This window comes from Streptomyces sp. BI87, assembly GCF_025957665.1.
Taxonomy (GTDB): domain Bacteria; phylum Actinomycetota; class Actinomycetes; order Streptomycetales; family Streptomycetaceae; genus Streptomyces; species Streptomyces albidoflavus.
The window spans coordinates 3,841,479-3,866,082 of sequence record NZ_CP110079.1 but is presented as its reverse complement, the minus strand read 5'-3'; the positions used below and the strand labels follow the sequence as shown (position 1 = coordinate 3,866,082).

At 73.5% G+C, this 24,604-nt stretch carries 21 protein-coding genes; 6 read left to right on the top strand and 15 right to left on the bottom strand.

Features of this window, described 5'->3' with window-relative positions; translation table 11 throughout:
- Window positions 1–87: 87 nt before the first annotated feature.
- Window positions 88–576, top strand: a complete 489-nt coding sequence (locus OIM89_RS17125) for a DUF3180 domain-containing protein (RefSeq protein WP_264491402.1) — start codon at window positions 88–90, stop codon at window positions 574–576.
- Between the two features lie 82 nt (window positions 577–658).
- Here OIM89_RS17125 and folE read toward each other — a convergent pair whose 3' ends face one another.
- From folE to dacB, 6 genes are all read right to left on the bottom strand, one after another.
- Window positions 659–1,264, bottom strand: coding sequence for a GTP cyclohydrolase I FolE (gene folE, locus OIM89_RS17120; RefSeq protein WP_003948942.1), 606 nt, complete (start codon window positions 1,262–1,264; stop codon window positions 659–661).
- Window positions 1,265–1,409: 145 nt separating this feature from the next.
- Window positions 1,410–3,452 (bottom strand): ATP-dependent zinc metalloprotease FtsH, encoded by a 2,043-nt coding sequence (gene ftsH / locus OIM89_RS17115; protein ID WP_030699156.1) that lies wholly within the window; start codon window positions 3,450–3,452, stop codon window positions 1,410–1,412.
- Between the two features lie 269 nt (window positions 3,453–3,721).
- A complete protein-coding gene (hpt, locus tag OIM89_RS17110) occupies window positions 3,722–4,276 on the bottom strand; it encodes a hypoxanthine phosphoribosyltransferase (protein ID WP_015507657.1) in 555 nt (184 codons plus the stop codon).
- Window positions 4,277–4,373: 97 nt separating this feature from the next.
- The gene (tilS, locus tag OIM89_RS17105; RefSeq protein WP_030699157.1) at window positions 4,374–5,582 is read right to left on the bottom strand and encodes a tRNA lysidine(34) synthetase TilS; all 1,209 of its coding nucleotides are present in this window, start codon (window positions 5,580–5,582) and stop codon (window positions 4,374–4,376) included.
- A gap of 174 nt (window positions 5,583–5,756) precedes the next feature.
- Complete coding sequence (locus OIM89_RS17100) at window positions 5,757–6,965, bottom strand: zinc-dependent metalloprotease (protein ID WP_264491401.1); 1,209 nt, start codon at window positions 6,963–6,965, stop codon at window positions 5,757–5,759.
- Between the two features lie 920 nt (window positions 6,966–7,885).
- A complete protein-coding gene (gene dacB / locus OIM89_RS17095) occupies window positions 7,886–9,415 on the bottom strand; it encodes a D-alanyl-D-alanine carboxypeptidase/D-alanyl-D-alanine-endopeptidase (RefSeq protein WP_030699159.1) in 1,530 nt (509 codons plus the stop codon).
- 136 nt (window positions 9,416–9,551) lie between these two features.
- Between dacB and OIM89_RS17090 the strand changes: the two genes are divergently transcribed.
- Together OIM89_RS17090 and OIM89_RS17085 are read left to right on the top strand one after the other, a co-directional pair.
- Window positions 9,552–10,040, top strand: a complete 489-nt coding sequence (locus OIM89_RS17090) for an inorganic diphosphatase (RefSeq protein WP_003948948.1) — start codon at window positions 9,552–9,554, stop codon at window positions 10,038–10,040.
- Window positions 10,041–10,281: 241 nt separating this feature from the next.
- Window positions 10,282–11,931 carry a threonine/serine ThrE exporter family protein gene (locus OIM89_RS17085; protein WP_030699160.1) on the top strand — a complete coding sequence of 550 codons (1,650 nt, stop codon included), beginning with the start codon at window positions 10,282–10,284 and terminating at the stop codon, window positions 11,929–11,931.
- A 107-nt stretch (window positions 11,932–12,038) separates the two neighbouring features.
- Here OIM89_RS17085 and OIM89_RS17080 read toward each other — a convergent pair whose 3' ends face one another.
- Together OIM89_RS17080 and OIM89_RS17075 are read right to left on the bottom strand one after the other, a co-directional pair.
- On the bottom strand, window positions 12,039–12,740 hold the full coding sequence (locus tag OIM89_RS17080; protein ID WP_030699161.1) for a DedA family protein: 702 nt from the start codon (window positions 12,738–12,740) through the stop codon (window positions 12,039–12,041).
- A gap of 95 nt (window positions 12,741–12,835) precedes the next feature.
- Complete coding sequence (locus OIM89_RS17075; protein WP_030699162.1) at window positions 12,836–13,594, bottom strand: MerR family transcriptional regulator; 759 nt, start codon at window positions 13,592–13,594, stop codon at window positions 12,836–12,838.
- A gap of 509 nt (window positions 13,595–14,103) precedes the next feature.
- Between OIM89_RS17075 and wrbA the strand changes: the two genes are divergently transcribed.
- Entirely contained in the window at window positions 14,104–14,730 is a 627-nt protein-coding gene (gene wrbA, locus OIM89_RS17070; RefSeq protein ID WP_030700099.1) for an NAD(P)H:quinone oxidoreductase, read from the top strand.
- Between the two features lie 36 nt (window positions 14,731–14,766).
- Here wrbA and OIM89_RS17065 read toward each other — a convergent pair whose 3' ends face one another.
- The 4 genes from OIM89_RS17065 to OIM89_RS17050 all read right to left on the bottom strand — a co-directional run bounded on the left by OIM89_RS17065 (window position 14,767) and on the right by OIM89_RS17050 (window position 18,800).
- Window positions 14,767–15,429 (bottom strand): PadR family transcriptional regulator, encoded by a 663-nt coding sequence (locus OIM89_RS17065; protein WP_030700098.1) that lies wholly within the window; start codon window positions 15,427–15,429, stop codon window positions 14,767–14,769.
- Window positions 15,430–15,546: 117 nt separating this feature from the next.
- Window positions 15,547–16,101, bottom strand: a complete 555-nt coding sequence (locus OIM89_RS17060; protein ID WP_226965434.1) for a DinB family protein — start codon at window positions 16,099–16,101, stop codon at window positions 15,547–15,549.
- A 203-nt stretch (window positions 16,102–16,304) separates the two neighbouring features.
- Window positions 16,305–17,810 carry an aldehyde dehydrogenase family protein gene (locus OIM89_RS17055; protein ID WP_047471222.1) on the bottom strand — a complete coding sequence of 502 codons (1,506 nt, stop codon included), beginning with the start codon at window positions 17,808–17,810 and terminating at the stop codon, window positions 16,305–16,307.
- Between the two features lie 126 nt (window positions 17,811–17,936).
- Window positions 17,937–18,800 carry a helix-turn-helix domain-containing protein gene (locus OIM89_RS17050; protein WP_030700095.1) on the bottom strand — a complete coding sequence of 288 codons (864 nt, stop codon included), beginning with the start codon at window positions 18,798–18,800 and terminating at the stop codon, window positions 17,937–17,939.
- A gap of 273 nt (window positions 18,801–19,073) precedes the next feature.
- Here OIM89_RS17050 and OIM89_RS17045 point away from each other — a divergent pair, with 273 nt between their 5' ends.
- Window positions 19,074–19,553 (top strand): ATP-binding protein, encoded by a 480-nt coding sequence (locus OIM89_RS17045; protein WP_030700094.1) that lies wholly within the window; start codon window positions 19,074–19,076, stop codon window positions 19,551–19,553.
- A 58-nt stretch (window positions 19,554–19,611) separates the two neighbouring features.
- Here OIM89_RS17045 and OIM89_RS17040 read toward each other — a convergent pair whose 3' ends face one another.
- Entirely contained in the window at window positions 19,612–19,854 is a 243-nt protein-coding gene (locus OIM89_RS17040; RefSeq protein WP_030700093.1) for a DUF397 domain-containing protein, read from the bottom strand.
- A gap of 367 nt (window positions 19,855–20,221) precedes the next feature.
- Here OIM89_RS17040 and OIM89_RS17035 point away from each other — a divergent pair, with 367 nt between their 5' ends.
- Window positions 20,222–20,746, top strand: a complete 525-nt coding sequence (locus OIM89_RS17035) for a hypothetical protein (RefSeq protein WP_030700092.1) — start codon at window positions 20,222–20,224, stop codon at window positions 20,744–20,746.
- A gap of 10 nt (window positions 20,747–20,756) precedes the next feature.
- On the opposite strand, the gene OIM89_RS17030 is transcribed toward OIM89_RS17035, so the two are convergent.
- Together OIM89_RS17030 and OIM89_RS17025 are read right to left on the bottom strand one after the other, a co-directional pair.
- The gene (locus OIM89_RS17030) at window positions 20,757–23,030 is read right to left on the bottom strand and encodes an FUSC family protein (protein WP_175457834.1); all 2,274 of its coding nucleotides are present in this window, start codon (window positions 23,028–23,030) and stop codon (window positions 20,757–20,759) included.
- 107 nt (window positions 23,031–23,137) lie between these two features.
- Window positions 23,138–24,382, bottom strand: coding sequence for a DUF2786 domain-containing protein (locus OIM89_RS17025; RefSeq protein WP_264491400.1), 1,245 nt, complete (start codon window positions 24,380–24,382; stop codon window positions 23,138–23,140).
- Window positions 24,383–24,604 lie beyond the last annotated feature (222 nt).

Below are 24,604 nucleotides of genomic sequence, written 5' to 3'. Positions count from 1 at the left end.
AGGAAGGGGCCCGGCCCGCCTGAGCCCGGCCGCCCCCTGTGACGTCGCGGGATGCGCCCGCCACGCGTGCGAAAGGACCTGACCTCCGTGAAGCAGCTCCGCATCAGGACACTGGCCGGCCTCCTCGTGGTCGCCGCCGTACTGTCCTGGGCGGGTGCCCGGCTCTGGGACGCCTTCGGCACCCTGCCCGCGGTCCCGCTGTTCGCCCCGATCGTGCTGGCGGCCATCGCCGCCGTACTGCTGGCGACGGCCCTGGCGTTCCGCTCCCGGCTGCGCGCGCAGCGCGAGCGGCGTCCCGAGGCGAAGGGCGTCGACCCGCTGGTGGCCGCCCGCGCCCTGGTCTTCGGCCAGGCGAGCGCCCTGGTGGCCGCGCTGGTCGCCGGGATGTACGGCGGGGTGTCGGTCTTCCTCCTCGGCTACCTGGAGGTCCCGGCCCGCGCCGACCAGGCGCTCTACGCGGGCGCCTCCCTGGTCGCGGGCGCCGGTGTGATCGCCGCCGGGCTCTACCTGGAGCGGGTCTGCAAGCTCCCCGAGGACGGCGACGACAACACCCCGGGCGCCGCCCCGACCGTCTGACCTGGGCCCCTGGCACACGAAAGGCCGGGCGCACCCCGCTGAAGGGAGCGCCCGGCCTTCGTACGTCCTGTCCCGGTCCGGGTCAGCGGGCCATGATCAGGCTCATCGCCTCGTTGCGGGTGGCGGCGTCGCGGAGCTGGCCGCGGACGGCCGAGGTGATCGTCTTGGCGCCGGGCTTGCGGACCCCGCGCATCGTCATGCACATGTGCTCGCACTCCACGACGACGATGACGCCGCGCGGCTCCAGGATCTCCATCAGCGAGTCGGCGATCTGCGTGGTCAGCCGCTCCTGGACCTGCGGGCGGCGGGCGTAGACGTCGACCAGCCGGGCCAGCTTGGAGAGCCCGGTGATCTTGCCGTCGGCCGAGGGGATGTAGCCGACGTGCGCGACCCCGACGAACGGCACCAGGTGGTGCTCGCAGCTGCTCTGCACCTCGATGTCCTTGACCAGCACCATCTCGTCGTGGCCGAGGTCGAAGGTGGTGGTCAGCACGTCCTCGGGCTTCTGCCACAGCCCGGCGAATATCTCGCGGTACGCCCGCGCCACCCGCGCCGGCGTCTCGCGCAGGCCCTCGCGGTCCGGGTCCTCGCCGACGGCGAGGAGCAGCTCGCGCACGGCGTGCTCGGCCCGCTTCTCGTCGAACTCGCCGATCGCGCCCAGCCCGTCCAGCGTCACCGGGTCGGTCATCTCTGCCTCGTTCCTGTGCGTATTACGCGTGTCACCTGCGGGCATACGAAACGGCCGCGCCCCCAGGCTAGAACCTGGGGGGCGCGGCCTGCATTCCAGCCCCGCCCGCCGCACAGCGGATGTGGGAGCCGTCACGCGGGGTGTGTCACTCCTCGGGACGGTCCTCCGGGGAGGCCGGCGGCTTCGTCAGGTCCGGGGTGGAACCGTTCGAGGGGCCGGTGCCGAGGGCGGCCGGGGAGCCGTTGGCGCCGTTGGTGAGGCTCAGCTCCTTGGGCGAGAGGACCGGCGGCCGCGTCGAGGGCGTACGCCGGGTCGAGCCGGTCCACGCGGGGCGGGCCGGGCGCTTGACGATGGTGGCGAAGATCTCGGCGATCTCCTCCTTGCCCAGCGTCTCCTTCTCCAGGAGCTGGAGGACCAGGTTGTCGAGGACGTCGCGGTTCTCGACCAGGATCTCCCAGGCCTCGTTGTGCGCCGTCTCGATGAGCTTCTTGACCTCCTCGTCGACGAGCGCCGCGACCTCCTCGGAGTAGTCCCGCTGGTGCGCCATGTCGCGGCCGAGGAAGGGCTCGGTGTTGTCGCCGCCGAACTTGATGGCGCCGAGCCGCTCGGTCATGCCGTACTGGGTGACCATCGCGCGGGCCGTACCGGTGGCCTTCTCGATGTCGTTGGCGGCGCCGGTGGTCGGGTCGTGGAAGACCAGTTCCTCGGCGGCCCGCCCGCCCAGCATGTAGGCGAGCTGGTCGAGCATCTCGTTGCGCGTGGTGGAGTACTTGTCCTCCTCCGGCAGCACCATCGTGTACCCGAGGGCGCGGCCGCGCGAGAGGATCGTGATCTTGTGCACCGGGTCGGAGTTGGGCGAGGCCGCCGCGACCAGGGCGTGTCCGCCCTCGTGGTACGCGGTGATCTTCTTCTCCTTGTCGGACATGATCCGGGTCCGCTTCTGCGGGCCCGCCACGACGCGGTCGATCGCCTCGTCCAGCATGTGGTTGTCGATCAGCTTCTGGTCGCTGCGGGCGGTCAGCAGGGCCGCCTCGTTCAGGACGTTGGCCAGGTCGGCACCGGTGAAGCCGGGGGTGCGGCGGGCGACGGCCGAGAGGTCGACGTCCGGGGCGACCGGCTTGCCCTTCACATGGACCTTGAGGATCTCCAGGCGGCCCTGCATGTCGGGCCGGTCCACGGCGATCTGCCGGTCGAAACGGCCCGGGCGCAGCAGCGCCGGGTCGAGGATGTCCGGGCGGTTGGTGGCGGCGATGAGGATCACGCCGCCCTGCACGTCGAAGCCGTCCATCTCGACCAGGAGCTGGTTGAGGGTCTGCTCGCGCTCGTCGTGACCGCCGCCCATGCCGGCGCCGCGGTGGCGGCCGACGGCGTCGATCTCGTCGACGAAGACGATCGCCGGGGCGTTCGCCTTGGCCTGCTCGAAGAGGTCGCGGACGCGGGAGGCGCCCACACCGACGAACATCTCGACGAAGTCGGAGCCGGAGATCGAGTAGAACGGCACGCCCGCCTCACCCGCGACGGCGCGGGCCAGCAGGGTCTTACCCGTACCGGGCGGGCCGTAGAGCAGCACGCCCTTGGGGATCTTGGCGCCGACGGCCTGGAACTTGGCCGGCTCCTGGAGGAACTCCTTGATCTCGTGGAGCTCCTCGACCGCCTCGTCCGACCCCGCCACGTCGGCGAAGGTCGTCTTCGGGGTGTCCTTGGTGATCAGCTTGGCCTTGGACTTCCCGAACTGCATGACGCGGGAGCCGCCGCCCTGCATCTGGTTCATCAGGAAGAGGAAGACCAGGACGATCAGGACGAAGGGCAGCAGCGAGAGCAGAATGCTGAGGAACGGGCTCTGCTTCGAGGGCGAGACCGTGTAGCCCTCGGGGATGCTCTTGTCCTCGTAACCCGCCTGGAGCTTCCGGGCGAGGTCGAAGCCCATGTCGCCGATGTAGCTGGCCTGGATCTTCGCACTGCCGTCGATCTTCTGGCCGTCCTTGAGATCGACCTTGATCATCTGGTCGTCACCGGTGGTGAGGCTGGCCGACTGTACTTGCTTGTCGTTGATCGCCTGGACGACCTGGCCGGTGTCGACCGTCTTGTGCCCGCCGGACGAACCGACGACCTGCATCAACACGACCACGGCGAGGACGGCCAGCACGATCCACATGACGGGCCCACGGAAGTATCGCTTCACGTCCATCCATACGGAGCGGTGCCGCCCCGTCCCTCCTGCCATCGCGAGATTGATAAAGGCTGTACTAGGGAGTGCTCTGCGGCTCGGTCACGTGCCCGCGCCCGACACTCCCGGGAGCGCGGTGATCCGCGGGTCCAGGAGCCGTGCGCCGTAGAACAGTTCTGACGATTGTTCTTCGGACGGTACCCCAGCATTGTCACCCGCGACCGCAGGGGACGGGCCGGAAACCGTCTTCCCCTCTCCAACGGCGCGCGGTGTGCGAGGGTTCCCCGCGCTCAGCCGCCGTAGACGTGCGGGGCGAGGGTGCCGACGAAGGGCAGGTTGCGGTACTTCTCGGCGAAGTCCAGGCCGTAGCCGACGACGAACTCGTTGGGGATGTCGAAGCCGACCCACTCGACGTCGATGGCGACCTTGGCCGCCTCGGGCTTGCGCAGCAGGGTGCAGACCTTCAGGGAGGCCGGGCCGCGCGAACCGAGGTTGGAGATCAGCCAGGACAGGGTCAGGCCGGAGTCGATGATGTCCTCGACGATCAGGACGTGCTTGCCCTGGATGTCGGTGTCCAGGTCCTTGAGGATGCGGACCACGCCGGAGGACTGGGTGCCCGCGCCGTACGAGGAGACCGCCATCCAGTCCATGGTGACGGGGGTGGAGAGCGTCCGGGCCAGGTCGGCCATGACCATGACGGCGCCCTTGAGGACACCGACGATGAGCAGGTCCTTGCCCGCGTACTCCTGGTCGATCTGCTCCGCCAGCTCCACCAGCTTGGCGTCGATCTCTTCCTTGGTCAGCAGCACCGACTGGAGGTCGGAGCCCATGTCTTTCGCGTCCACCCGCACATCACTTTCGTCGTCGGCCGCGGCCCCGGGGTCTTCACTCCCCGGGCCGACGGCCGTCGTCCGAGCCGGCGTCCGAACCCTGCGGTCGGCGTCAGCCTTGCCGGAGGACAAGTCTGCCACCCTGCCGCCGGGCCTCCACCTTGCCCGGCAGGTTGATGGCCCGCTGCCCCCGCCAGCCGGTGATGAGCCGGTCGACCTCCTCGACGTGCCGGGCGAACAGGGAGCCCCCCGGAGCACCGGCCGCGACCAGCGCCCGGCGCAGGATGCGGCGGCGTACGGCGGCGGGCAGCGCGTACAGCCGGCCGCAGTCCAGCTCGCCCGTCTCGTCGCGGACGGCGGCCTCCTCGCGGGCGGCCCAGGCGTCCAGCGCGTCCGCGTCGTCCCGGGAGAGCTGGGCGGTACGGGCCAGGGCCTCGACCACGCCCTTGCCGAGCGCCTTCTCCAGCGCGGGGAGCCCCTCGTGGCGCAGCCGGGAGCGGGTGTAGGCGGGGTCGGTGTTGTGCGGGTCGTCCCAGACGGGCAGGGACTGGGCGAGACAGGCCGTGCGGGCGGTCTGCCGGTCCAGCTGGAGGAAGGGCCTGCGGTAGCGGCCCGAGTCGCCGGAGACGGCGGCCATGCCGGAGAGCGAGCGGATGCCGGAACCACGGGCGAGCCCCAGCAGGACGGTCTCGGCCTGGTCGTCGCGGGTGTGGCCGAGCAGGACGGCGGCGGCGCCGAGCCGCTCGGCGGCCTCGTCGAGGGCGGCGTACCGGGCGTCCCTGGCGGCGGCCTCGGGACCGACCCGGCGGGCACCGCCGGCGTAGGGGGCCCCGTGCGCGGTCCGGTCGGAGGCGGCGGCCACGCGGACGGCGGCCGACTCGACCGGGTCGAGGCCGAGCGCGGTGAGCCGGGCCACGACGTCGGCGGCGCGGTCGTCGGAGCCGTACTGGAGGCCGTGGTCGACGGTGATGCCGCCGGCCCGGATGCCGAGGCGGGGGGCTTCGAAGGCGAGGGCGGAGGCGAGCGCCATCGAGTCGGCGCCGCCGGAGCAGGCGACCAGCACGAGCGGGCCCTCGGCGGGCGGGGCGGCGCCCGGGGCCTCACCGGGCGCGGGGACCTGGGCGGGGGCGCCGGAGGCGGCGCGGGCGCGGATCTGGCGGGCACGGCCGGCGCGGGTGGCGCGGCCGACCCGTTCGAGCAGCTCGGCACGGGGCGGGCGGACCGGCTGCCCGGTCAGGGGGTGGGGGTGTTCGGCGAGGAGGTCGTTCAGGACGCGGCGGACCGCGAGGCGTATCGCCGCGACCGCTGGATGGGGACCCATGTCCGGTTCCCTTCATGAAGTTTTCGGGGGCGGGGGCTCAGCTGCCGTCACTCAGCGTGCGTAGATGGTGACAGAAGCCGGGCATTCCCTGAGCATCGCACGCCCGTGAGCCACCTCACGGTCCCTCGGACGGGTGATTACGGGGGCGTACGCCTGCCACGCCCCCGCGCCGGGTCATGCTTCGGGGCCGCGGTGGACCCGGGCGATCCACTCGGCGGGGTGGGTGATCTCGGCGGCCGTGGGGAGGGTGTTGGGCGAGGTCCAGACCCGGTTGAAGCCCTCCATGCCGACCTCGTCGACCACCGCGCGGACGAACCGCTCGCCGTCGCGGTACTGGCGGAGCTTGGCGTCCAGGCCCAGCAGCCTGCGCAGGATCTGGTCCAGGCGGTTGGCGCCGGCGGCGCGGCGGCGCTGGAACTTCTCGCGGATCTCCACGACCGAGGGCACGATCCGCGGGCCGACGCCGTCCATCACGTAGTCGGCGTGGCCCTCCAGCAGGGACATGACGGCCGTGACCCGGGCCAGGATCTCGCGCTGGGCAGGGGTCTGGACGAGGTCGACCAGGCTGCGGCCTTCGGTCTCCTGCTCCGGGGCGTGCGCGCCGGGGCGCGCGCCGGGTTCGGTCTCCGGGCCGGTGGCGGTGCCGGTGCCGGTGGCACTGGGCTCCGCGGTCTCCCCGCGGCGGCCGCCCGTGAACGTCTGGACGGCGTCCGAGAGGCGTTCCAGGAGCGTGCCGGCGTCGACGTCGGTCTCCGCCAGGAACGCCTGGATCTCGGCCTCCAGGTGGTCCCGGAGCCAGGGGACGGCGGTGAACTGGGTCCGGTGCGTCTCCTCGTGGAGGCAGACCCAGAGCCGGAAGTCATGCGGGTCCACGCCCAGCTCCCGCTCGACGTGGACGATGTTGGGCGCCACCAGGAGCAGGCGGCCGCCGCCGTCCGGGGCGCCGGGGAGGTCGCGGGTGGCCGGGGCGAACGTCTCGTACTGGCCCAGCACCCGTGAGGACAGGAACGACAGCAGCACGCCCAGCTCCACACCGGTGACCTTGCCGCCGACCGCGCCCGCGATCATGCCGCCCGGGCCGTTGCCCCGGCGGGCGCGCATCTTCGTCATCAGCGGCTTCAGCAGCGAGCGGAAGCCGGCCACGTTGGCCTCGATCCAGCCCGGGCGGTCCACCACCAGCACCGGGGTGTCGTGTCCCGCCGCCGTGGCCATGCCCGTGAACGCGCGCACGTGCTCCTCGGCCGCCACCGCGTGGGCGCGCAGTTCCGCGACGACCTCGCGGGCCTCCTCGCGGGTGATCTCCGGGCCCGGGCGGGCCAGCCTGCTTGCCGTCGTGACGGCCAGCTTCCAGTCGACCATCTCCACACCACCGATGCTCGTCATGGGTCAACCGTACGTGCTCAGGGGGCCTGGCGGCCCCCGGTGGAACAGGGTCCTGGGGTGGCTGGGCTCCGTCGCGTCGGCCCGCCGCCCGCGGCCGTGCCGGTCACCGACGGCCTCGCGGGCCCCGGGCCTGGGATTGGCCGGGCTCTGGTTCGACGTGCCGGGTCTCGACCCTGCGGGTCACTGGTGGCCTCCCGCGCCGGCCGGGCTGTGGGTTGCTGGGCTCCGTCTCGACCGTGCCGGTCACTGACTGGCCTCAAACGCCGGCCGGGCTGTCAGGTTCGCGGTTCCTCCGGCACGGGGGTGGGGCGGGGCCGCGCCGGGGTACCTCCTCACAAACTGCAGGGTGCGGGGTCAGTCGCTTCAAGACGGCCGTGTGTGCAGTTTGCTGCGGGGGCACCCCGCCACGACCCCACCCCACGGTCTCGTACGCGGCAGACCGCCGGAGGGGGGACGAGGCCGTCTCCGATTGCTCGCTCCGCCACAGTGACCACTGTCGTCGCTTCAGCTCGTCACACAGATCAATGAAGGACGGCCTTGTCTTTTCCTCTCCCACCGGCGGGACGACGCCGACGAGACGGAAGGGCGGGGACGTGCCGGGGTGCCCCCGCAGCAAACTGCCGTGCTCGGCCGTCTTGAAGCGACTGACCCCGCACCATGCAGTTTGTGAGGAGGTACCCCGGTGCGGCCCCGCCCGACCCACACGGCGAACGAACCGCGACCCTCATAGCCCGGCCGGCGTTTGAGGCCGTCTGTGACCGAGACGGTCACGATCGGCAGGTCGGAGCGAAGCTCAGCCAGATCCCGGCCCAGCCGGCGTCGAGGCCAGGGCCGAAGCCCGCCCGGCGATTGCGGGCGGTCAGGGCAGGCCAGTGGGGGGCACCCGGAAGCGGTGGAATGGCCCCGAGCCGGGAGGCGGGTCAGCAGCCGCAGCGGGCCAGGGTGGAGGCGAGGTGGTCGAGGGTCGACTGGGCGGTGGTGGGGTCGGTGGTGGCGGAGGCCAGGAAGGAGAAGGCAAGGAGGCGGCCGTCGCTGGAGACGACGGTGCCGGCGAGGGTGTTGACGCCGGTGAGGGTGCCGGTCTTGGCGCGGACGACGCCGGTGCCCGCGGCGGCGTCGGGGCTGGTGTAGCGCCCCGCGAGGGTGCCGCTGAAGCCGGCGACGGGCAGGCCCGTGAGGACCGGGCGGAGTTCGGGGTGGTCGGTGTGGGCGGCGCGGGCGAGGAGGGAGGTGAGGAGGCGGGCGGTGACGCGGTCGGCACGGTCGAGGCCGCTGCCGTCGGCGAAGCGGGCGCCGTCGAGGGGCAGGCCGAGGCGGCCGAGGGCGCGGCGGGTCTCGCGTTCGGCGCCGGCGAAGTCGGCCTTGGCGCCCGCGGCGAGGGCGGTCTGCCGGGCCAGGGCCTCGGCGATGTCGTTGTCGGAGTGGGTCAGCATCCGCTCGACCAGGGCGGAGAGGGGGGCCGAGCGGACGTCGGCCAGTTCCTCGGCCTGGTCGGTGGCGGTGGCCGCGCGGACGGCGCCCTCGACCTTCACACCCCGGTCGGCGAGGAAGCGGGCGAAGGCCTCGGCGGCGTCCTGGGCGGGCCGGGTGGAGCGCGGGGCGGGCCCGGAGGTGGAGGAGTCGAGGCGGCCCTCGTCGGCCATCAGGGCGGTGACGGGGGCGAGGTTCTCGTTGGGGCCGATGGGGTGCTGGGTGGAGCCGCTGTACGCGGAGGTGTCGTAGGCGAGCCGGATGGTGCGCGCCCCGCGCTGCTTCAGGGTGTCGGCGGTGTGCCGGGCGAGGGTGCGCAGGGAGGCGTTGCCCTGGGCGTCGGCGCGGGCGGTGAGGGTCGGGTCGCCGCCGCCGACCAGGACGATCTGCTCGGGCGGGGCCCCGTCCTCGTAACCGGGGGCGGGTTCGGCGACGACGGTGGTGCGTATGCGGTGGTCGGGGCCGAGGACGCTGAGGGCGGCGGTGCCGGTGGCGATCTTGACGGTGGAGGCGGGGACCCTGGCGGTCTTCGCCCCGCGCCCGTAGACCTCCTTGCCGGTGGCGGCGTCGACGACGGAGGCGGTGGCGCCGGGGCCGAGTCCCTTGGCCTTGAGCAGCGGCTCCAGGGCGAACTTGAGGGCGGCGGCGGTGGGCGCCGGGGCCTGCCCGGCCGCGGCCTCGCGGGCGCCCTTCCCGGTGCGCGGCTCCAGGGCGCCCGCCTCCAGCGGGGTGAGGACCGCGGCGGCCTCGGAGGCGACCGGGGCGGAGCCCGCCGGGAGCGGACTGCCCGCCTCCGTACGGTGATCCCCGTCACCCGCGCCCGGGGCGAGCGCGGCGCGGCTGCTCTCGGCCGTACGCTGACCGCCGGAGTCCCAGGGACCGGCGGCGGCCGCTGCCGCGCTCGCCAGGGTCAGGCCGGACACGGCGGCTGCCGCCGTGAACTGCCAGGTCTTGAGCCGCCACCCACCGCGCCCGGACACCCCGCACCAGCCCCTTTCGCGATCACACACCTGCGTGAGGGACACTTAACCACTGCGTCTTGCCGCGAGCATGGCAGCCCGTCTGCCCGGGGGAGGACCGCAGATCACTCGTTGTATGAGCATGGAGGAGCCACCGGTGGAGTTCGACGTCACGATCGAGATTCCGAAGGGTTCGCGGAACAAGTACGAGGTCGACCACGAGACCGGCCGGATCCGCCTGGACCGTCGCCTCTTCACCTCGACCAGCTACCCGGCCGACTACGGCTTCGTCGAGGACACCCTCGGCGAGGACGGCGACCCGCTGGACGCGCTGGTCCTGCTGGACGACCCGACCTTCCCCGGCTGCCTCATCTCCTGCCGCGTCATCGGCATGTTCCGCATGACCGACGAGGCCGGCGGCGACGACAAGCTGCTCTGCGTCCCCGCAGGCGACCCCCGGGTGGACCACCTCAAGGACATCCAGGACGTCTCGGAGTTCGACCGCCTGGAGATCCAGCACTTCTTCGAGGTCTACAAGGACCTGGAGCCCGGCAAGTCCGTCGAGGGCGCCGACTGGGTCGGCCGCGCCGAGGCCGAGGCCGAGATCGAGCGCTCGTACCAGCGGGCCAAGGAAGCCGGTCACTGAGACCGCCTGCGGGCCGCGTACGTGGCCCGTCGAGCGACGGGCGGCGCGCTCCTTCCCGGGAGGGCGCCGCCCGTCGCCGTGTGCGGCGGGCCTGCGCGGTCGCGGGTTTCGCGGCGGCGGGCCAAGGTAGGAGGGCCGTGGGTGCGCGCCGCCTCACGGTGCGCATACTGGGCATCACGGACAGACCGCGGGCAGGCGCGGCAGGCCGTCCGGGCAGGACGCGAGGAGCGAGGCGGAGCAGGTGACGGAGGACGCGGACGACCGCAAGCCGCAGTCGGACGAGGCACGCAGCGCCTTCACCCCTCCCCAGGGGGTTCCGCAGTCGCAGTCCCCCGAGAACGAGTCGCAGATCACCTCCGAGTTCGCCCTCCCCGAGGGGCTGGCGGCGCCGCCGGCCGGTGAGGACGCCGAGCGTTCGGCGTTCACCCCGCCCGCCACCTACGACGCGCGCAGCGCGCCCCCCGCCTTCACGCCCGCGCAGGGCATACCGATGGTGCGGCTGGCCAAGAACAGTCCCTGGCAGGACCGGATGCGGGCGATGATCCGGCTGCCCGTCGCCGAGCGCCCGGCGCCCGACCTCACCCAGAAGACCGACGACGCCGGCCCGGCCGTCCCGCGCGTACTCGACCTGACGCTCCGTATCGGCGAGCTGCTGCTGGCCGGGGGCGAGGGAGCCGAGGACGTCGAGGCGGCGATGTTCGCGGTCAGCCGGAGCTACGGCCTGGACCGCTGCGAGCCGAACGTCACCTTCACCCTGCTCTCCATCTCGTACCAGCCCTCGCTGGTCGACGACCCGCTGACGGCCTCCCGGACGGTGCGCCGGCGCGGGACGGACTACACGCGGCTGGCGGCGGTCTTCGGGCTGGTGGACGACATCAGCTCGGACGACACCGAGGTGTCGCTGGAGGAGGCGTACCGGCGGCTGGCGGAGATCCGCAGGAACCGGCACCCCTTCGACACCTGGGCGCTGACGCTGGCCGCCGGGCTGCTGGCCGGTGGCGCCTCGATGCTGGTCGGCGGCGGCCTCGTGGTCTTCGTGGCGGCGGCGCTCGGCGCCATCGCCGGTGACCGGATGGCGTGGATCTTCGCCGGGCGCGGGCTGCCGGAGTTCTACCAGTTCGCGGTGGCCGCCATGCCGCCCGCCGCGATAGGGATCGCCCTCCAGCTCGCCCACGTGGAGGTACGCGCCTCCGCCGTCATCACCGGTGGCCTCTTCGCGCTGCTCCCCGGACGGGCGCTGGTCGCGGGCGTGCAGGACGGCCTGACCGGCTACTACATCACCGCCGCCGCCCGCCTCCTGGAGGTCATGTACCTCTTCATCGGCATCGTGGTCGGCGTCCTGGTGATGCTGTACGTGGGCGTGCAGCTCGGCGCGGAGCTCCAGCCCCGGGAGGCGCTGCTGTCGGTGGAGCGGCCGCCCATCCAGATCATCGCGGCGATGGCGCTGACCCTGGCCTTCGCCGTCCTGCTCCAGCAGGAGCGCTCGACGGTGCTGCTGGTGACGCTCAACGGCGGCGTCGCCTGGTCGGTCTACGGCGCGATGCACTTCGCCGGGAACATCTCCCCGGTCGCCTCGACCGCGGTCGCCGCCGGCCTCGTCGGCCTCTTCGGCCAGCTGCTCTCGCGCATCCAGTTCGCCTCGGCGCTGCCGTACGTGACGGCGGCGATCGGCCCGCTGCTGCCCGGTTCGGCGACGTACTACGGGCTGCTCGGCATCGTCCAGGGCGACGTCAACACCGGCCTCGCCTCACTGAGCACCGCCATCGCGCTGGCCCTGGCCATCGCCATCGGGGTGAACCTCGGTGGCGAGACCGCCCGGCTCTTCCTGCGGGTGCCCGGCGGCCCCGAGGCGGCCACCCGCCGCGCGGCCAAGCGGACCCGCGGTTTCTGATCCCGGACAGGGACGAGGCCGGAATCCGGTACGCCCGGAGTCCGGTGTGCGAAAGGGGGCGCCCCCCGGGCCTGGGGGGCGCCCCCTTTCGCTTGCGGTCGGGCCGGTCAGCGCTTGGCGTGACGGCCGCGCTGGGGCGGGGCGGGGGGCGGGGTCGGGCCCGCGCCCGGACCGGCCGCGGCGGCGCGCCTGCTCTCGCCGCGCGCCTTGACGAACTCGATGATGATCGGCACGACCGAGACGAGCACGATCAGGATCAGCATCGCCTCGATGTTCTCGCGGACGAACGCGATCCGGCCGAGCCAGGCGCCGAGCAGCGTCACCCCGGCGCCCCAGAGGATGCCGCCGATGATGTTGAAGGTGATGAAGGAGCGGTACCGCATGGAGCTGACGCCCGCGATGATCGGCGTGAAGGTGCGCACGATCGGCACGAAGCGGGCCAGGACCAGCGACTTCGGGCCGTGCTTCTCGAAGAACTCGCTGGCCTTGGTGACGTTCTCCTGCTTGAACAGGCGTGAGTCGGGCCGCTTGAAGAGCGCGGGCCCGACCTTCTTGCCGAAGAGGTAGCCGGCCTGGTCGCCGACGATCGCGGCGACGCAGATCAGCACGATGGCGAGCCAGAGCGGGAACTTCAGCTGGCTGGTGGTGATCAGCAGCCCGGTGGTGAAGAGCAGCGAGTCACCGGGCAGGAAGAAGCCGATGAGCAGGCCCGACTCGGCGAAGACGATGAGCAGCAGGCCGTAGATGCCGAACTGGTTGAGCAGGTAGTCCGGGTCCAGCCAGCTCGGGCCGAGCGCAAGCGTATTCACTGTTCCGGACTCCTGGGGTGGGCGGGGCGGGACGGTACAGCCGACCAAACTACCAACGCCCCGCCCCTCGCCCGTGCCGCGCCCTTACCGTTGCTTTACTCCGTACGGCGGGCGTTGGCGTGGATCGCGTCGTGCAGGTACTGGGCGAGCCCGGGGCGGATCGCCTCGTACGTGGCGGTGAAGCGTGGGTCTGCCACGTACATGTCGGCCAGGCAGGTGTGCATCCGGGCGTCGCACGGGTAGTGGGCGCTGTCGATGAACCGGCGGTGCTCCTCGGCGGCGTCCATCGCCTCCGGGGCGTCGGCGGGCACCCCGCGCGCCAACAGCTCCGCGACGCGGGCGTGCAGGGCGTCGAACTCGTCCTTGAGCCGCTGCCAGTCGGCCTTGGTGTACGAGGCCGTCCGGCGCTGCGACGCGCGGTAGGCGTCGGTGTGGCCCCAGCGCTGCTGGGCCTCGTCGGCGTACTGGTCGGGGTCGTACCCCTCGAAGACCTCGAACTTCTCCTCGGGAGTGAGGTTGATGCCCATCTGTGCTGCCTCCATGGCGGCGGCGACGGCGTCAGCCATCCGCCGCAGGGTCTCGATGCGGTCGGTGAGCAGGGCGTGCTGGCGCCGCAGGTGGGCGCGGGGGTCGGCGTCGGGGTCGTCGAGCAGCGCGGCGATCTCGTCCAGGGCGAAGCCGAGCGCCCGGTGGAAGAGGATGCGCTGGAGCCTGTCGAGGTCCCCGTCGCCGTAGCGGCGGTGGCCCGCGGCACTCCGGCCCGAGGGCGAGAGCAGGCCGATGGCGTCGTAGTGGTGCAGGGTGCGCACGGTCACCCCCGCGACGGCGGCCACCTGCCCGACGGTGTAGTCCATGGGGTCTCCTCTCGTTTCGGTCGGTTCGTGGTGCGTGCGGGGGGCGGGTGGGCGGTGGGTGCTGGGTGGGCGCCGGTGCTGGGTGCTGGGTGGGCGCCGGTGCTGGGTGGGAGCTGCTGGGTGGCGTCCGGACGACTGGCCGTGTGCAGCCACCGGGGTCCGTGCGGACACCGGGGTCCGTGCGGACACCGGGTCCCGTGCGGACACCGGGCCCTGTGCGAGCCGAGCCCTGTGCGGACACCGAGTGGCGGCCGCTGCTGAAAGCGTGCCTCCTCACGTCGCGTGAGGTGCAAGGCGGCGGGCAGGCGGAGCGGCACGGGCCGGGGGCGCTCGGCGCGACCAGGCGAACAGGGAGGCGCTATGCCGGGTTTACCCGCTTATCGTGGTCCGGTACGCGTCGCGGGGCTTCCTTTGGGGGCCCCTCCCCCTCCCCGCCCCTCCCTCCCTCCGCCCGACCTACACCCAGCCCAGCCCAGCCCCCACACCACCCCACCGCAAAAGGAGCCCTCATGCCCGGCACCGTCAACGTGGCCGTCATCTACTACTCCTCCACCGGCACCATCGCCCGCATCGCCGACGCCATGGCGACCGCCGCCACCGAGGCGGGCGCCCATGTGCGGCTGCGGAAGGTGCGGGAGCTGGCGCCGCAGGCCGCGATCGACTCCAACCCGGCGTGGGCGGCCAACGCCGACGCGACCAAGGACCTGCCCGAGGCAGAGCCGGACGACATGGTCTGGGCCGACGCGGTGATCTTCGGCTCGCCGACCCGGTACGGCAACGTCTCCGCCCAGCTCAAGCAGTTCATCGACACCCTCGGCGGCCTCTGGGCCGAGGGCCGGCTCGCCGACAAGGTCTACAGCGGCTTCACCGCCAGCAGCACCGCCCACGGCGGCCAGGAGTCGACCCTGCTGGCGCTCTACAACACCGTCCACCACTTCGGCGGCATCCTCGTCACCCCCGGCTACACCGACCCCTCGAAGTTCGTCGACGGCAACCCGTACGGCACCTCGCACGTCTCCGGCCAGGGTGACCTGCCGGTCGGCGACCAGACCCTCCAGGCCACCAAGGTGCAGGCCGAGCGGGTCGTCCGGGTGACCCGGGCGCTCAAGGAGGGCGGGCTCACCGGTGGCGCGTGAGACCCCGCCGGCCGTCGCCTGCCGCCCCGCCGCCGCTCACTCGGGGCGCGCGGCGGGCGGCGCCCCCTCCCGGTACGGATTGCCCTCGGTCGCGTACGGGTTGGGCTCGCCCTCGGCGAGGATGCCGCGGAACGGCTCGCCCTCTCCGGCGAAGGTGTACGCCCCTGCCTCGATGCGCGCGATCAGGCCGCGGGTCCATTCGGCACCGGTGTCGGCGGAGTGCACCCAGAGGTTCATGATCTCGCCGATGTGGCCGATCGACTCGGCTCCGGCCTCGGGCGTCCAGTACTCCGTCACCGAGCGGCGCCACTCCTCGATGGAGCGCAGCCGCTCCCGGAGCAGCGTGACCGCCTCGGCGCGCTCCAGGTCGACGAGGAAGCCGAGGGCGGCGTAGAGCAGGTCGGGCTTCTGGTCGTAGCCGGTGAGTGCGGCGCGCAGCAGGCGGAAGAATTCCGCCTCGCCCTCCTCGGTCATGGAGTACTCGGTGCGCGGCGGGCCGCCCGCCGTGGACGGCGCCGTCTCGTGGGCGACCAGAAGTCCTTGCCGCGCCAGTTGTCTGAGCGCGTGGTAGATCGAGCCGGGCTTGGCGCTGGACCACTCGTGGGCGCCCCAGAACTCCAGGTCGTTGCGGACCTGGTAGCCGTGGGCCCGCCCGTGCTGGCGCACCGCGCCCAGCACCAGCATCCGGATCGCCGACATGCGCCGCACCACCTCCCGCGGAGCCCGGACCGGGCCCGACCTGGTCAATTTTGACTAGGGTACGGGAGCCCGGGCCGGGAGGGCAGACCGGTGCCCCCACGTCAACCACCCCGCCGGCTACCCCCACTCCTCGCCCCGCTCCTTCGCCACCAGCTCGAAGGCGACGGCCCCGTCCAGGCTCTCCCGGATGATGTCGGCGTGGCCCGCGTGCCGGGCCATCTCGGTGATCAGCCGGAGCAGCAGCCAGCGCAGCGAGACCCGCTGGCCGGGCGGGAACCAGGGTGCGTCGGGGAGTGGGAAGGTGGCGTCCAGCGTCTCGGCCGCGCGGATGAACTCCTCGGTGCGGCGGGCCACCGCCTCCCAGGCGGCCAGTTCGGAGGCGACCGTCTCCTCACCGACCAGCTCGTAGCCGTGCTCCTCGTCGGCGTACGTCTCGCCCTCGGCCGGCTCCGGGGCGCTCCCCGTGGCCCGCTCCAGCCAGCTCTGCTCGGTGAGCCGGACGTGCTTCAGCAGGCCGGAGAGGGAGAGTTGGCTGGCGCTCGGCCGGGTCGCCGCCGCCTCCTCGCTCAGGCCGAGCAGGGCGCGCCGGATGCCGCCCCGTTCGGCGTCGAGGAAGGCGAGGAGCGTGCCGCGCTCGTCGCCCCGCGCCTCGGGGTCCACGTGAACCACCATGTGCAGCCGCCCTTCACCGTGTCCGGCCCCGACTCGTGCGGGGCTCTTGCGGACACCAGCCATCCTGGCGGGCCACGCGGTCAGGAACGGTCCGGAACGGGGTACAGGACGCGCGTAAACCCTCCGTCGGGGGGACCGGAACGGGATCAGGGCGGGGCGGGAGAGGGGGAGGAGAGGGGGCGGGGCGGGTCAGGACCGGAGGGTCAGAAGGGGAAGGTGCTCCGGCCGTGCTGGACGGAGATCCACTTCTGGGTGGTGAACGCCTCCACGGTGGCCTCGCCGTTGAGACGGCCGGAGCCGCTGGCCTTCTCGCCGCCGAAGGCGACCTGGGGGTCGTCCTGCACGGTGGAGTCGTTGACGTGGATCATGCCGGTCTCGACGCGGTGGGCGAAGTTGACCCCGCGTTCGGCGTCGGCGGTATGGACGGCGCCGCTCAGCCCGTAGGGCGTGTCGTTGGCGATGCGGACCGCCTCGTCGTCCCCGTCGAAGGGGACCAGGACGACGACGGGGCCGAAGATCTCCTGGTGGAGCAGGGCCGAGTCGGCGGGCACCCCGGTCAGTACGGTCGGCTCGACCAGGTTGCCGAGGGTGCGGCCGCGGACCAGGGCGGTGGCGCCCTCGGCGAGCGCCCGCTCGACCATGGCGCTCAGCGCGTCGGCCTGGAAGTCGCTGATCACCGGGCCGAGGTCGGTCTCCTCCTCGCGCGGGTCGCCGGTGCGCAGGGCGCGGACCCGGGCGGTGAACTTCTCGGTGAACTCGGCCTCGACGGCCCGGTCGACCAGGATGCGGTTGGCGGCCGTGCAGACCTGCCCCTGGTAGACGAAGCGGCTGAAGACGGCGGCGTCCACCGCGTAGTCCACGTCGGCGTCGGCGAGGACGACCAGCGCGCTGTTGCCGCTCAGCTCCAGCACGGTCCGCTTCAGGTGGCTCGCGGCGACCGCGCCGACGTGCCGGCCGACCCGGTCGGAGCCGGAGAAGGAGATGACCCGGGGCACGGGGTGGGCGATGAGGGCGTCGCCGATCTCGGCGATGTCGGTGACGACGACGTTGAGCAGCCCGGCCGGCAGCCCGGCCTCCTCGAAGATGCGGGCGATGAGCCCGCCGCCGGTCACCGGGGTGTTCTGGTTGGGCTTGACGACCACCGCGTTGCCCAGCGCCAGCGCGGGGGCGACGGTCTTCAGCGCGACGAGGAACGGGAAGTTGAACGGGCTGATGACCCCGACCACGCCGACGGGCAGCCGGTAGACGCGGTTCTCCCGGCTGCGCTGCGAGGCGGGCACGATGAGGCCTTCGGGGCGCACCGTCAGCCGGATCGCCTCCCGCAGGAACTCAGCTGCCGCCTCGACCTCGTGGCGGGCCTTGGAGCGGGTCGCGCCCTGCTCCTCGCACATCGCCTCGACGATCTGGGCGGTGTGCTCCTCGGTGATCTGCAGCGCCTTCTCCAGCACCGTCCGCCGGGCGTGCGGCCCGGCGGCGGCCCACGGCTTCTGGGCGCGCTCGGCGGCCCGGTAGGCCTCGTCCACCTCGGAGACGGTGGCCACGGTGATCGCCGCCAGCTTCTCGCCGTTGAACGGGTTGAAGTCGATGATGTCCCAGGAGCCGGTACCGGTCCGCCACCGCCCGTCGATGTACTGGTGGGCGAGCCGCCCGAAGTCGGCGAAGCCGGGGCCGGATGCGGCGGCCCCTGCGAGGACGGTGGAGTCGGACATGTGATCCCTAACCGCTGACGCGAAGTTCACCGGACCCGTGCCGCAGCGCGGGGGCCGGTCGTGCCCTGTGCCGGTGTGCGCGGCCGGACGCCGCCCGGCCCGCACGCGGCTCATCGTACGGCCGTGTCACGTGAGTTGGACCAGACCGCGCAGCAGATCGCGGGTGCGGGCGGGGTCCGGGCTGTCCCGCTGGAGCCGCTCCATGGCCTTCTCGTACTGGGCGACCTCCTCGCGCTTGTCGAGGTAGAGGGCGCTGGTGAGCTGCTCCAGGTAGACGACGTCGGAGAGGTCCGACTCGGGGAAGCTCAGCAGGGCGAAGGCGCCGGACTCGCCGGCGTGGCCGCCGAAGCTGAACGGCATGACCTGGAGGGTGACGTTGGGCCGCTCGCTGAGCTCTATCAGGTGCTCCAGCTGCTCGCGCATGACCGTCCGGTCGCCGTACGGGCGGCGCAGGGCGGCCTCGTCGAGGACGACGTGGAAGCCGGGGGCGCGCTCGGAGACGAGGAGCTTCTGCCTCTCCAGGCGGAGCGCGACCCGCCGGTCGATCTCGGCGGCGCTCGCCCCGGGCATGCCCCGCTCGACCACCGCGTGCGCGTACGCCTCGGTCTGGAGCAGGCCGTGCACGAACTGCACCTCGTAGACGCGGATGAGGGAGGCCGCGCCCTCGAGGCCCACGTAGGTCTGGAACCAGCCGGGCAGGACGTCGGAGTAACTGTGCCACCAGCCCGCGACGTTGGCCTCCCGGGCCAGGTCGAGCAGGGCGGCGCGCTCGGCGCCGTCGGCGACCCCGTACAGGGTCAGCAGGTCCTCGACGTCCCTCGCCTTGAAGCTCACCCGTCCCAACTCCATGCGGCTGATCTTCGATTCGGAGGCGCGGATCGAGTAGCCGGCCGCCTCTCGCGTGATGCCGCGTCCCTCTCGTAGCCGCCTCAGCTGCGACCCGAGCAGGATGCGCCGCACCACCGAGCCTCCGGACTCGCCTGCGGTCACCTCTCAGCCCTCCCCATCGTTCAGGGTTCCGCAGTCTGCCACTAAAACCTCCGGGGTGTACGCGTTCGGTTACGGAAACAGACAAGCGCAAGGAGGCTCCACCTCAGGGGCGCGAAACAGTCACGGGAAGAAATCGTGGGCAACGCACACAGGAACCCCGAATTCCGGCGCGTGCACGTGCATCTGCCCTTGCATCTGCTCCCCGCATTCGCAACGATGGCTCGCGCACCACCGCCATATCGCTACACACCGCGAAACCGGGGAGTGCCTCGCATGGGGACGAATGGATCGACCATGCTCGCGCCGTTAAGGCAGGGGCTTCCCCCACTCGACCCCGCGCACGTCCGGTACGCCGCCTCCTGCGCGCTCCCGCCCCGCTATGAAGCGGTGCGCAGCGCCCGGGCGTTCACCCGGCGGACCCTCGCGGAGTGGGAGAACGACAAGCGGTTCGACGACATCGCCCTGGTCGTCTCGGAACTCGTCACCAACGCGCTGCGGCACGCGCTGCCCGCCGACACCCCGCGCCCCGACGACCCGCCGGTACGGCTCCATCTGACGGCCTGCGAGCGCCGCCTGGTGTGCGCCGTGCGCGACCCCAGCACGGGGACGCCGGCGGCGCGCCCGCCGGGGGACTGCGACGCGGAGTCGGGGCGGGGCCTGTTCCTCGTCGACTCCTTCAGCGACGCCTGGGGCTGGCACCCGCTGGCGGGGCAGCTCGACGGGAAGGTCGTCTGGGCGCTCTTCGAGATGTGAGCGGGCCAGGGCCAGGGCGGCGTACGCCCAGGCCCTGGTCCGTACTCCCGTACCGCTCTCAGGCCCCGGCGATCAGGTGGTCGAACTCCCCGTCCTTGATGCCGAGCAGCATCGCCTCGATCTCGGCGCGCGTGTAGACCAGCGCCGGGCCTTCGGGATACCGGGAGTTGCGGACGGCCACGCCGCCGCCGGGCAGCTTCGCGAACTCGACGCACGAGCCCTGCGAATTGCTGTGTCTGCTCTTCTGCCAGGCCACGTCGTGGAGTTCGCTGGCCGCCATGCCGTTGTACACGTGGTGCACTGGATCGCTCCCCCGTGGCGCCTCGGCTCGGCCCGGGCCGGTGGTGAGGCGGGTCGTGAACTGGTCGGGTACGCCGTCGCGGACGCGGTGGTGAAGCGGTCGGGTGGGCGGTTCGCGACGTCTCCTCATGAGTCTGGACTCGTTCGGATCATAGCGGTGTTCACCTGCGGATGCATGGGCAGATGCACGTGCACGAGGGGTGTTGCCGCGGTTACGGAACCGTCCCGCCTCCGCCACGAACGCCCAGGTACCGGGCGTCGCGGCTTGACGCCACGCGGCGCGCCGGTGGACCCTCCCCGGTGTCCGGCACCCGGCGGGAGCGCGTCCTGACCGGTTGTCACCACGCTTCGTTCCAGGGGGAAATGTCATGCGCAAGTTGGTCCGGCTCTCCGTCGCCGCCTCGGCGGCCGCCCTGCTCCTGCTCACCGGCTGCGGCGGCGACTCGGACAGCTCCGGCGGCGGCACCGGCAAGCACAAGGGCGGCAGCCACGGCCAGGACTCCGACGGCGACGGCGGTACGGGCGGCTCCGGCTCCGGCGGCGCCTCCTCCGCGCCCGGCTCGGCCGACGGCGCCTGGCACGCCACGGTCGAGGGCACGTCGCTCTTCCTCACCATCACCGGCAACCAGGCCGCCACCATCGGCAAGGGCAGCTGCGCGGGCACCTACCAGGCGCAGACGCTCAGCCTGAAGTGCGCGGACGGCAGCACCGACCGCACCAGCGGCAAGGCGGAGCTGAGCGGCGACGGCGACTCCCTGACCGTCTCCTGGGAGGCGTCGGGCGAGGAGACCTTCCGCCGCGTCGACCCCGGCACCCTCCCCCAGGAGCTGCCCACAGACCTCCCCACCGAGCTGCCCTCGGACCTGCCCACGGGCGACGTGACGACCCAGTAGGCGCGCACGGTCACTCCCCGGCGGCGCGTTCGGCGCGGGACTCGGCGAACGACGGGGACTCCTCCGCCGCCTCCGAGACCTGCTCCAGCGCCGCCAGCAGCATTCCCGCGCCCCGGCGCACCACCCGGTCCGGCACGCCCTCGCCGTCCCAGGCCGCGAGCGCCGCGCGCACCTCGTCCCACTGCGGCACCCTGCGGTCCCTGAGGTCCCGGGCGCCCCGCTCGGTGGTGGTCCGCAGGGCGTGGGCGAGGCGCTGGGCGGCCGGTACGGGGACGGCGCCGCGCTCGGGCAGGTGGGCCTCCATCAGCATGGCGGCCCGGGAGAACGCCCCGATCGCCTCCTCTGCGTCGTCGGCCGAGGTGCGGGAGAGGCCCCGGCTGCGCACCGGCTCGTGCGCGGCCCGGGCCAGCGCCTCCTGCCACGCGGTGTGCGCCGCCCGGGCCTCCAGCAGCGCCGTGCGCACCCGGGTGTCGTCGGGCCCGGCCGGGGTGGCGTACCGCTCGACCACCTCGGCGGCGTACCGCCCGGCGGCGGTCAGCCAGTCGGCGAGGCGGGTGCGGAGCCGCGGCGTCTCCCAGGCCGGGAAGAGGGCATACGAGGCCATCGCGAGGAGGCCGCCGATCAGGGTCAGCACGACGCGTTCGGGCACGGTCTGGGTCCACTCCTCGCCGCCCATGCCGAGCAGGAAGACCACGTAGCCGGAGACGAAGAACTGGCTCACCGCGTAGCCGGTGCGCATCAGCAGGTACATCAGGGCGGCGCAGACCACCGCGAGCAGCGCCGAGACGCGCACGCTCGGTTCGGTGAGCTGGAGGATGCCGGTGGCGGCGATGACCCCGAGCAGGGTGCCGCCGAAGCGGGCGACGGCCCGGGAGTACGTACGGGAGAAGTCGGGCCGCATCACCATGACGGCGGCCAGGGGCGCCCAGTAGCCGTGGCCGAAGGGCAGCAGGGTGCCGATGAGGTAGCCGAGCAGGGCGACGGCGGTGACCCGGATGGCGTGCCGCAGGATGGCCGAGTCCGGGCGCAGTTCGGCGCGCATGCTGCGGGCCACCACGGGGACCAGGCTGATCAGGCCGGGCCGGTGGAGGACGGCCGGGGCGGCCGGTTCGGCCGGTTCGACGGGGAGGGGCGGCTCGTCCGGGGGCGGCGGGGCGGTGTGCGCGCCGGGGGCGGGCGGCTCCTGGGGGGCGCCGGGCTCCCGGGTGCGGGCGAGGGTGGCGCGGGTCGCCTCCTCGCGGACGGCGTCGGCGCGGGCGGCGGCCTGCGGGGGCGCGTCCGGGGCGGCGGTGGAGCGGCCGGCCGGGTCGGCGGTCTCGATGACGTCGCCGAGCAGCGCCTTGAGCCGGAGTGCGGACCGGCGGGCGGGTCCGGTCAGCACGTCGCCGGTGTCGGGGGTGCGCAGGGTGGCGACCGAGGGCGCGTCCAGGGCGAGGGGCGTGCCCCGGCGTACGGCGCGGGCGGCGGCGTCCAGTACGGCCGCTGCGGCGGCGAGCAGTTCGCGGACCCGGTCGCGTTCGACACCCTCGGCGGGGGCGCCGAGGGCCGGGTCGGCGAGGGAGGCGAGGACGGGGCGGATACGTTCGGCCAGGCCCCGGGCGCCGGAGAGTTCGGCGGGGCGGTGGCGGTGCTCGCGGGGGGTGAGCTGGGCGGCCTCACGGGCCTCCATGAGGGGTTCGGGGTCGAAGTCGGCGTGCGGGTCGTGGCGGAGCCTGCGGGCGTAGTCGGCCTCGGCGGCGAGCGCGTCGGCGAGGGCGTCGCGGTGGGGCCGCCAGCGGCTGAAGGGGAACAGCACGAGCAGCGCGGCCTGCACCAGCCCGCCGAAGAGGCTCATCGCGGCGTGTCCGGCCGCCTCCGCGACGGAGCTGGGCAGGGTGATGGTGATGAGCATGATCGCCACGTTGGAGGAGGCCATCACGCCGACGGTGGGCCCGGCGGCCCAGCTCAGCCCCGACAGGAACGCCCAGACGGCCAGCAGGGCGAGGAAGAGGGCCAGGTGGGAGGCGGAGAGGTAGCCGAGGAAGGTGCTGACGCCGAGGGTGGCGCCGGAGACGAGGGCGAGCTGCGGGCGCGGCCGCCAGCTGCGCTGGAAGGTGGCGATGGCGGCCTGGTAGGCGCCGAAGGCGGAGCTGGCGGCGACCGCCGGGGAGAAGAGCCAGAGGCTGACCCCGATGACGAAGGCGAGACCGAGGGCGCCGCGCAGCGCGCTCAGCGGCTCCAGCCTGCGCCGCTCCACCGCGAACCCCGCCCGCGCGGTGTGGCCCAGCGCCGAGAGCCAGCTCATGCGTCCGAGCGTAGGCGCAGGCGGGCCCGTCCGCGCGGAACGGCACGGGGGCTCGGGGGGCGTACGCCGGGGCGGGCTGAAGGACTCACGCCCCGGCGCGTACCCGGTCAGCCCCGGTCGATGCGGCCCCGGTGGCCGTCGACGCCGGCCCGGTCGGCGGCGCGGGTGCCGTCGTCCCAGCCGGCCCGGTCGTCGGCGCCGCGTACCCGGGTGGTGGTGGTCCGGGGGAAGAGGCGGCGGGTCTCCTCGGTGACGGCGAGGTCGCGGCCGGCGAGGACGGGGAGCAGGTCGGCGGCGGCCAGGGTCTCGGTGGCGGCGCGGGCGGTCTCGGCGAGCCGGTCGCCGAGGCGGTGGGCGTAGGCCAGCATGAACGACTGACGGAACGTCTTGGTCCGCTTGCGCCCCCCGGCGCGCTGCGCGGCCTCGGCGCGGCTCATCGCGGTGGCCGCCTGCACCAGCAGCGAGGTGTAGAGGAGTTCGGCCGGCTCCAGGTCCGCCTCGTGACCGACCACGGTGGAGAAGGCCAGTTCCTCGTTCCACACGGCCTGGCACCGGTTGGCGCGGGCGACGGCGTCCAGCAGGATCGCCTTGGCCGTCTCGTACGGCGGGTCGACCGAGATCCGGCGTGCGCCCGGCGCGTCCGCTCCCCCGCTCCGGCCGGCCGACAGCTGGGCCTCGTCGACGCTGTGCCGGGCCATCAGCTCCTGCGCCTTGGCGGTCAGCGCCTCCGCCTCCGGCGGGTATCCGGTCGCCTCCGCCTTGGCGAGCAGGGCGCGGATACGGCCGAGCATGCGGTCCTCGGGGGCTTCGCCGCCGGGGGTACGGGGCGGGGCGGCGGCCGCGCCGGAGGGGTGGCCGCCCGGGGGCGGGCCGAGGGGTTCCAGGGCAGGCAGCCGCAGCAGCAGGCGGAGCGCCTGGAGGACGGCGGTGGCGCGGGCGAACCGGTCGCGGCCGCCGGTCCCGGCCCAGGCGGGGGCGGCCAGCGCGTCGAGCTGGCGGCGCCAGAGCGGGGTGAGGCCGTTGCCGTAGCGGGCCAGTTCGGCGGCGGTCAGCTCGGCCAGCGCGGTACGGGCGGCCGGGTCGAGCTCCTGGCGGCGGGCCTCCCGGTCGAGGTCGGCGGGGAACCAGCCCCGCTCCCAGGCCCGGCGGACGTACTCCTCGCCGCGCCGCAGCAGCTCCCGCCCGGCCTCGTCGGGGTCGGCGGCGGCCAGCAGGGAGGCGCCGGTGTCGAGGGCGGCGTCGTCGTCGGCGCCGCCGTAGAGGGCGGCGGCGAGGGCGCGGGCGACGGGGGTCTCCGGTCCGGCGCCACCGCCGTCCCCCGCGCCGCCACCGCTCCGTCCGCTGCCGCCCATGGCTCCGCTCCCCCTCGTCCGCGCGCTCTCCCGCCGGTCGGGGGCGTACGGCTCCATGGTCCCAGAACGGCGGGCGCTCCCGCCCCGCTCCCGGGGGCGTGCACCGCTCCCGCCCGGGGCGCGCGCCGCCAAACCCGAGTGCCCCGGTTTCCTTCGATCCGGTGGTCCGGGGGCCGGAAAGGGATGAGTGGCGCCGGGGCCGCACAGGATCTCGCTGAACGA

Bases quoted from the DNA above. Each gene is read 5' to 3' on its own strand.
- folE (WP_003948942.1), bottom strand. From the start codon at position 1,264: ATGACCGACCCGGTGACGCTGGACGGGCTGGGCGCGATCGGCGAGTTC.
- ftsH (WP_030699156.1), bottom strand. From the start codon at position 3,452: ATGGACGTGAAGCGATACTTCCGTGGGCCCGTCATGTGGATCGTGCTG.
- tilS (WP_030699157.1), bottom strand. From the start codon at position 5,582: ATGGGTCCCCATCCAGCGGTCGCGGCGATACGCCTCGCGGTCCGCCGC.
- OIM89_RS17100 (WP_264491401.1), bottom strand. From the start codon at position 6,965: ATGACGAGCATCGGTGGTGTGGAGATGGTCGACTGGAAGCTGGCCGTC.
- OIM89_RS17075 (WP_030699162.1), bottom strand. From the start codon at position 13,594: ATGGACTACACCGTCGGGCAGGTGGCCGCCGTCGCGGGGGTGACCGTG.
- wrbA (WP_030700099.1), top strand. From the start codon at position 14,104: ATGCCCGGCACCGTCAACGTGGCCGTCATCTACTACTCCTCCACCGGC.
- OIM89_RS17065 (WP_030700098.1), bottom strand. From the start codon at position 15,429: ATGTCGGCGATCCGGATGCTGGTGCTGGGCGCGGTGCGCCAGCACGGG.
- OIM89_RS17060 (WP_226965434.1), bottom strand. From the start codon at position 16,101: ATGGTGGTTCACGTGGACCCCGAGGCGCGGGGCGACGAGCGCGGCACG.
- OIM89_RS17055 (WP_047471222.1), bottom strand. From the start codon at position 17,810: ATGTCCGACTCCACCGTCCTCGCAGGGGCCGCCGCATCCGGCCCCGGC.
- OIM89_RS17045 (WP_030700094.1), top strand. From the start codon at position 19,074: ATGGGGACGAATGGATCGACCATGCTCGCGCCGTTAAGGCAGGGGCTT.
- OIM89_RS17035 (WP_030700092.1), top strand. From the start codon at position 20,222: ATGCGCAAGTTGGTCCGGCTCTCCGTCGCCGCCTCGGCGGCCGCCCTG.
- OIM89_RS17030 (WP_175457834.1), bottom strand. From the start codon at position 23,030: ATGAGCTGGCTCTCGGCGCTGGGCCACACCGCGCGGGCGGGGTTCGCG.
- OIM89_RS17025 (WP_264491400.1), bottom strand. From the start codon at position 24,382: ATGGGCGGCAGCGGACGGAGCGGTGGCGGCGCGGGGGACGGCGGTGGC.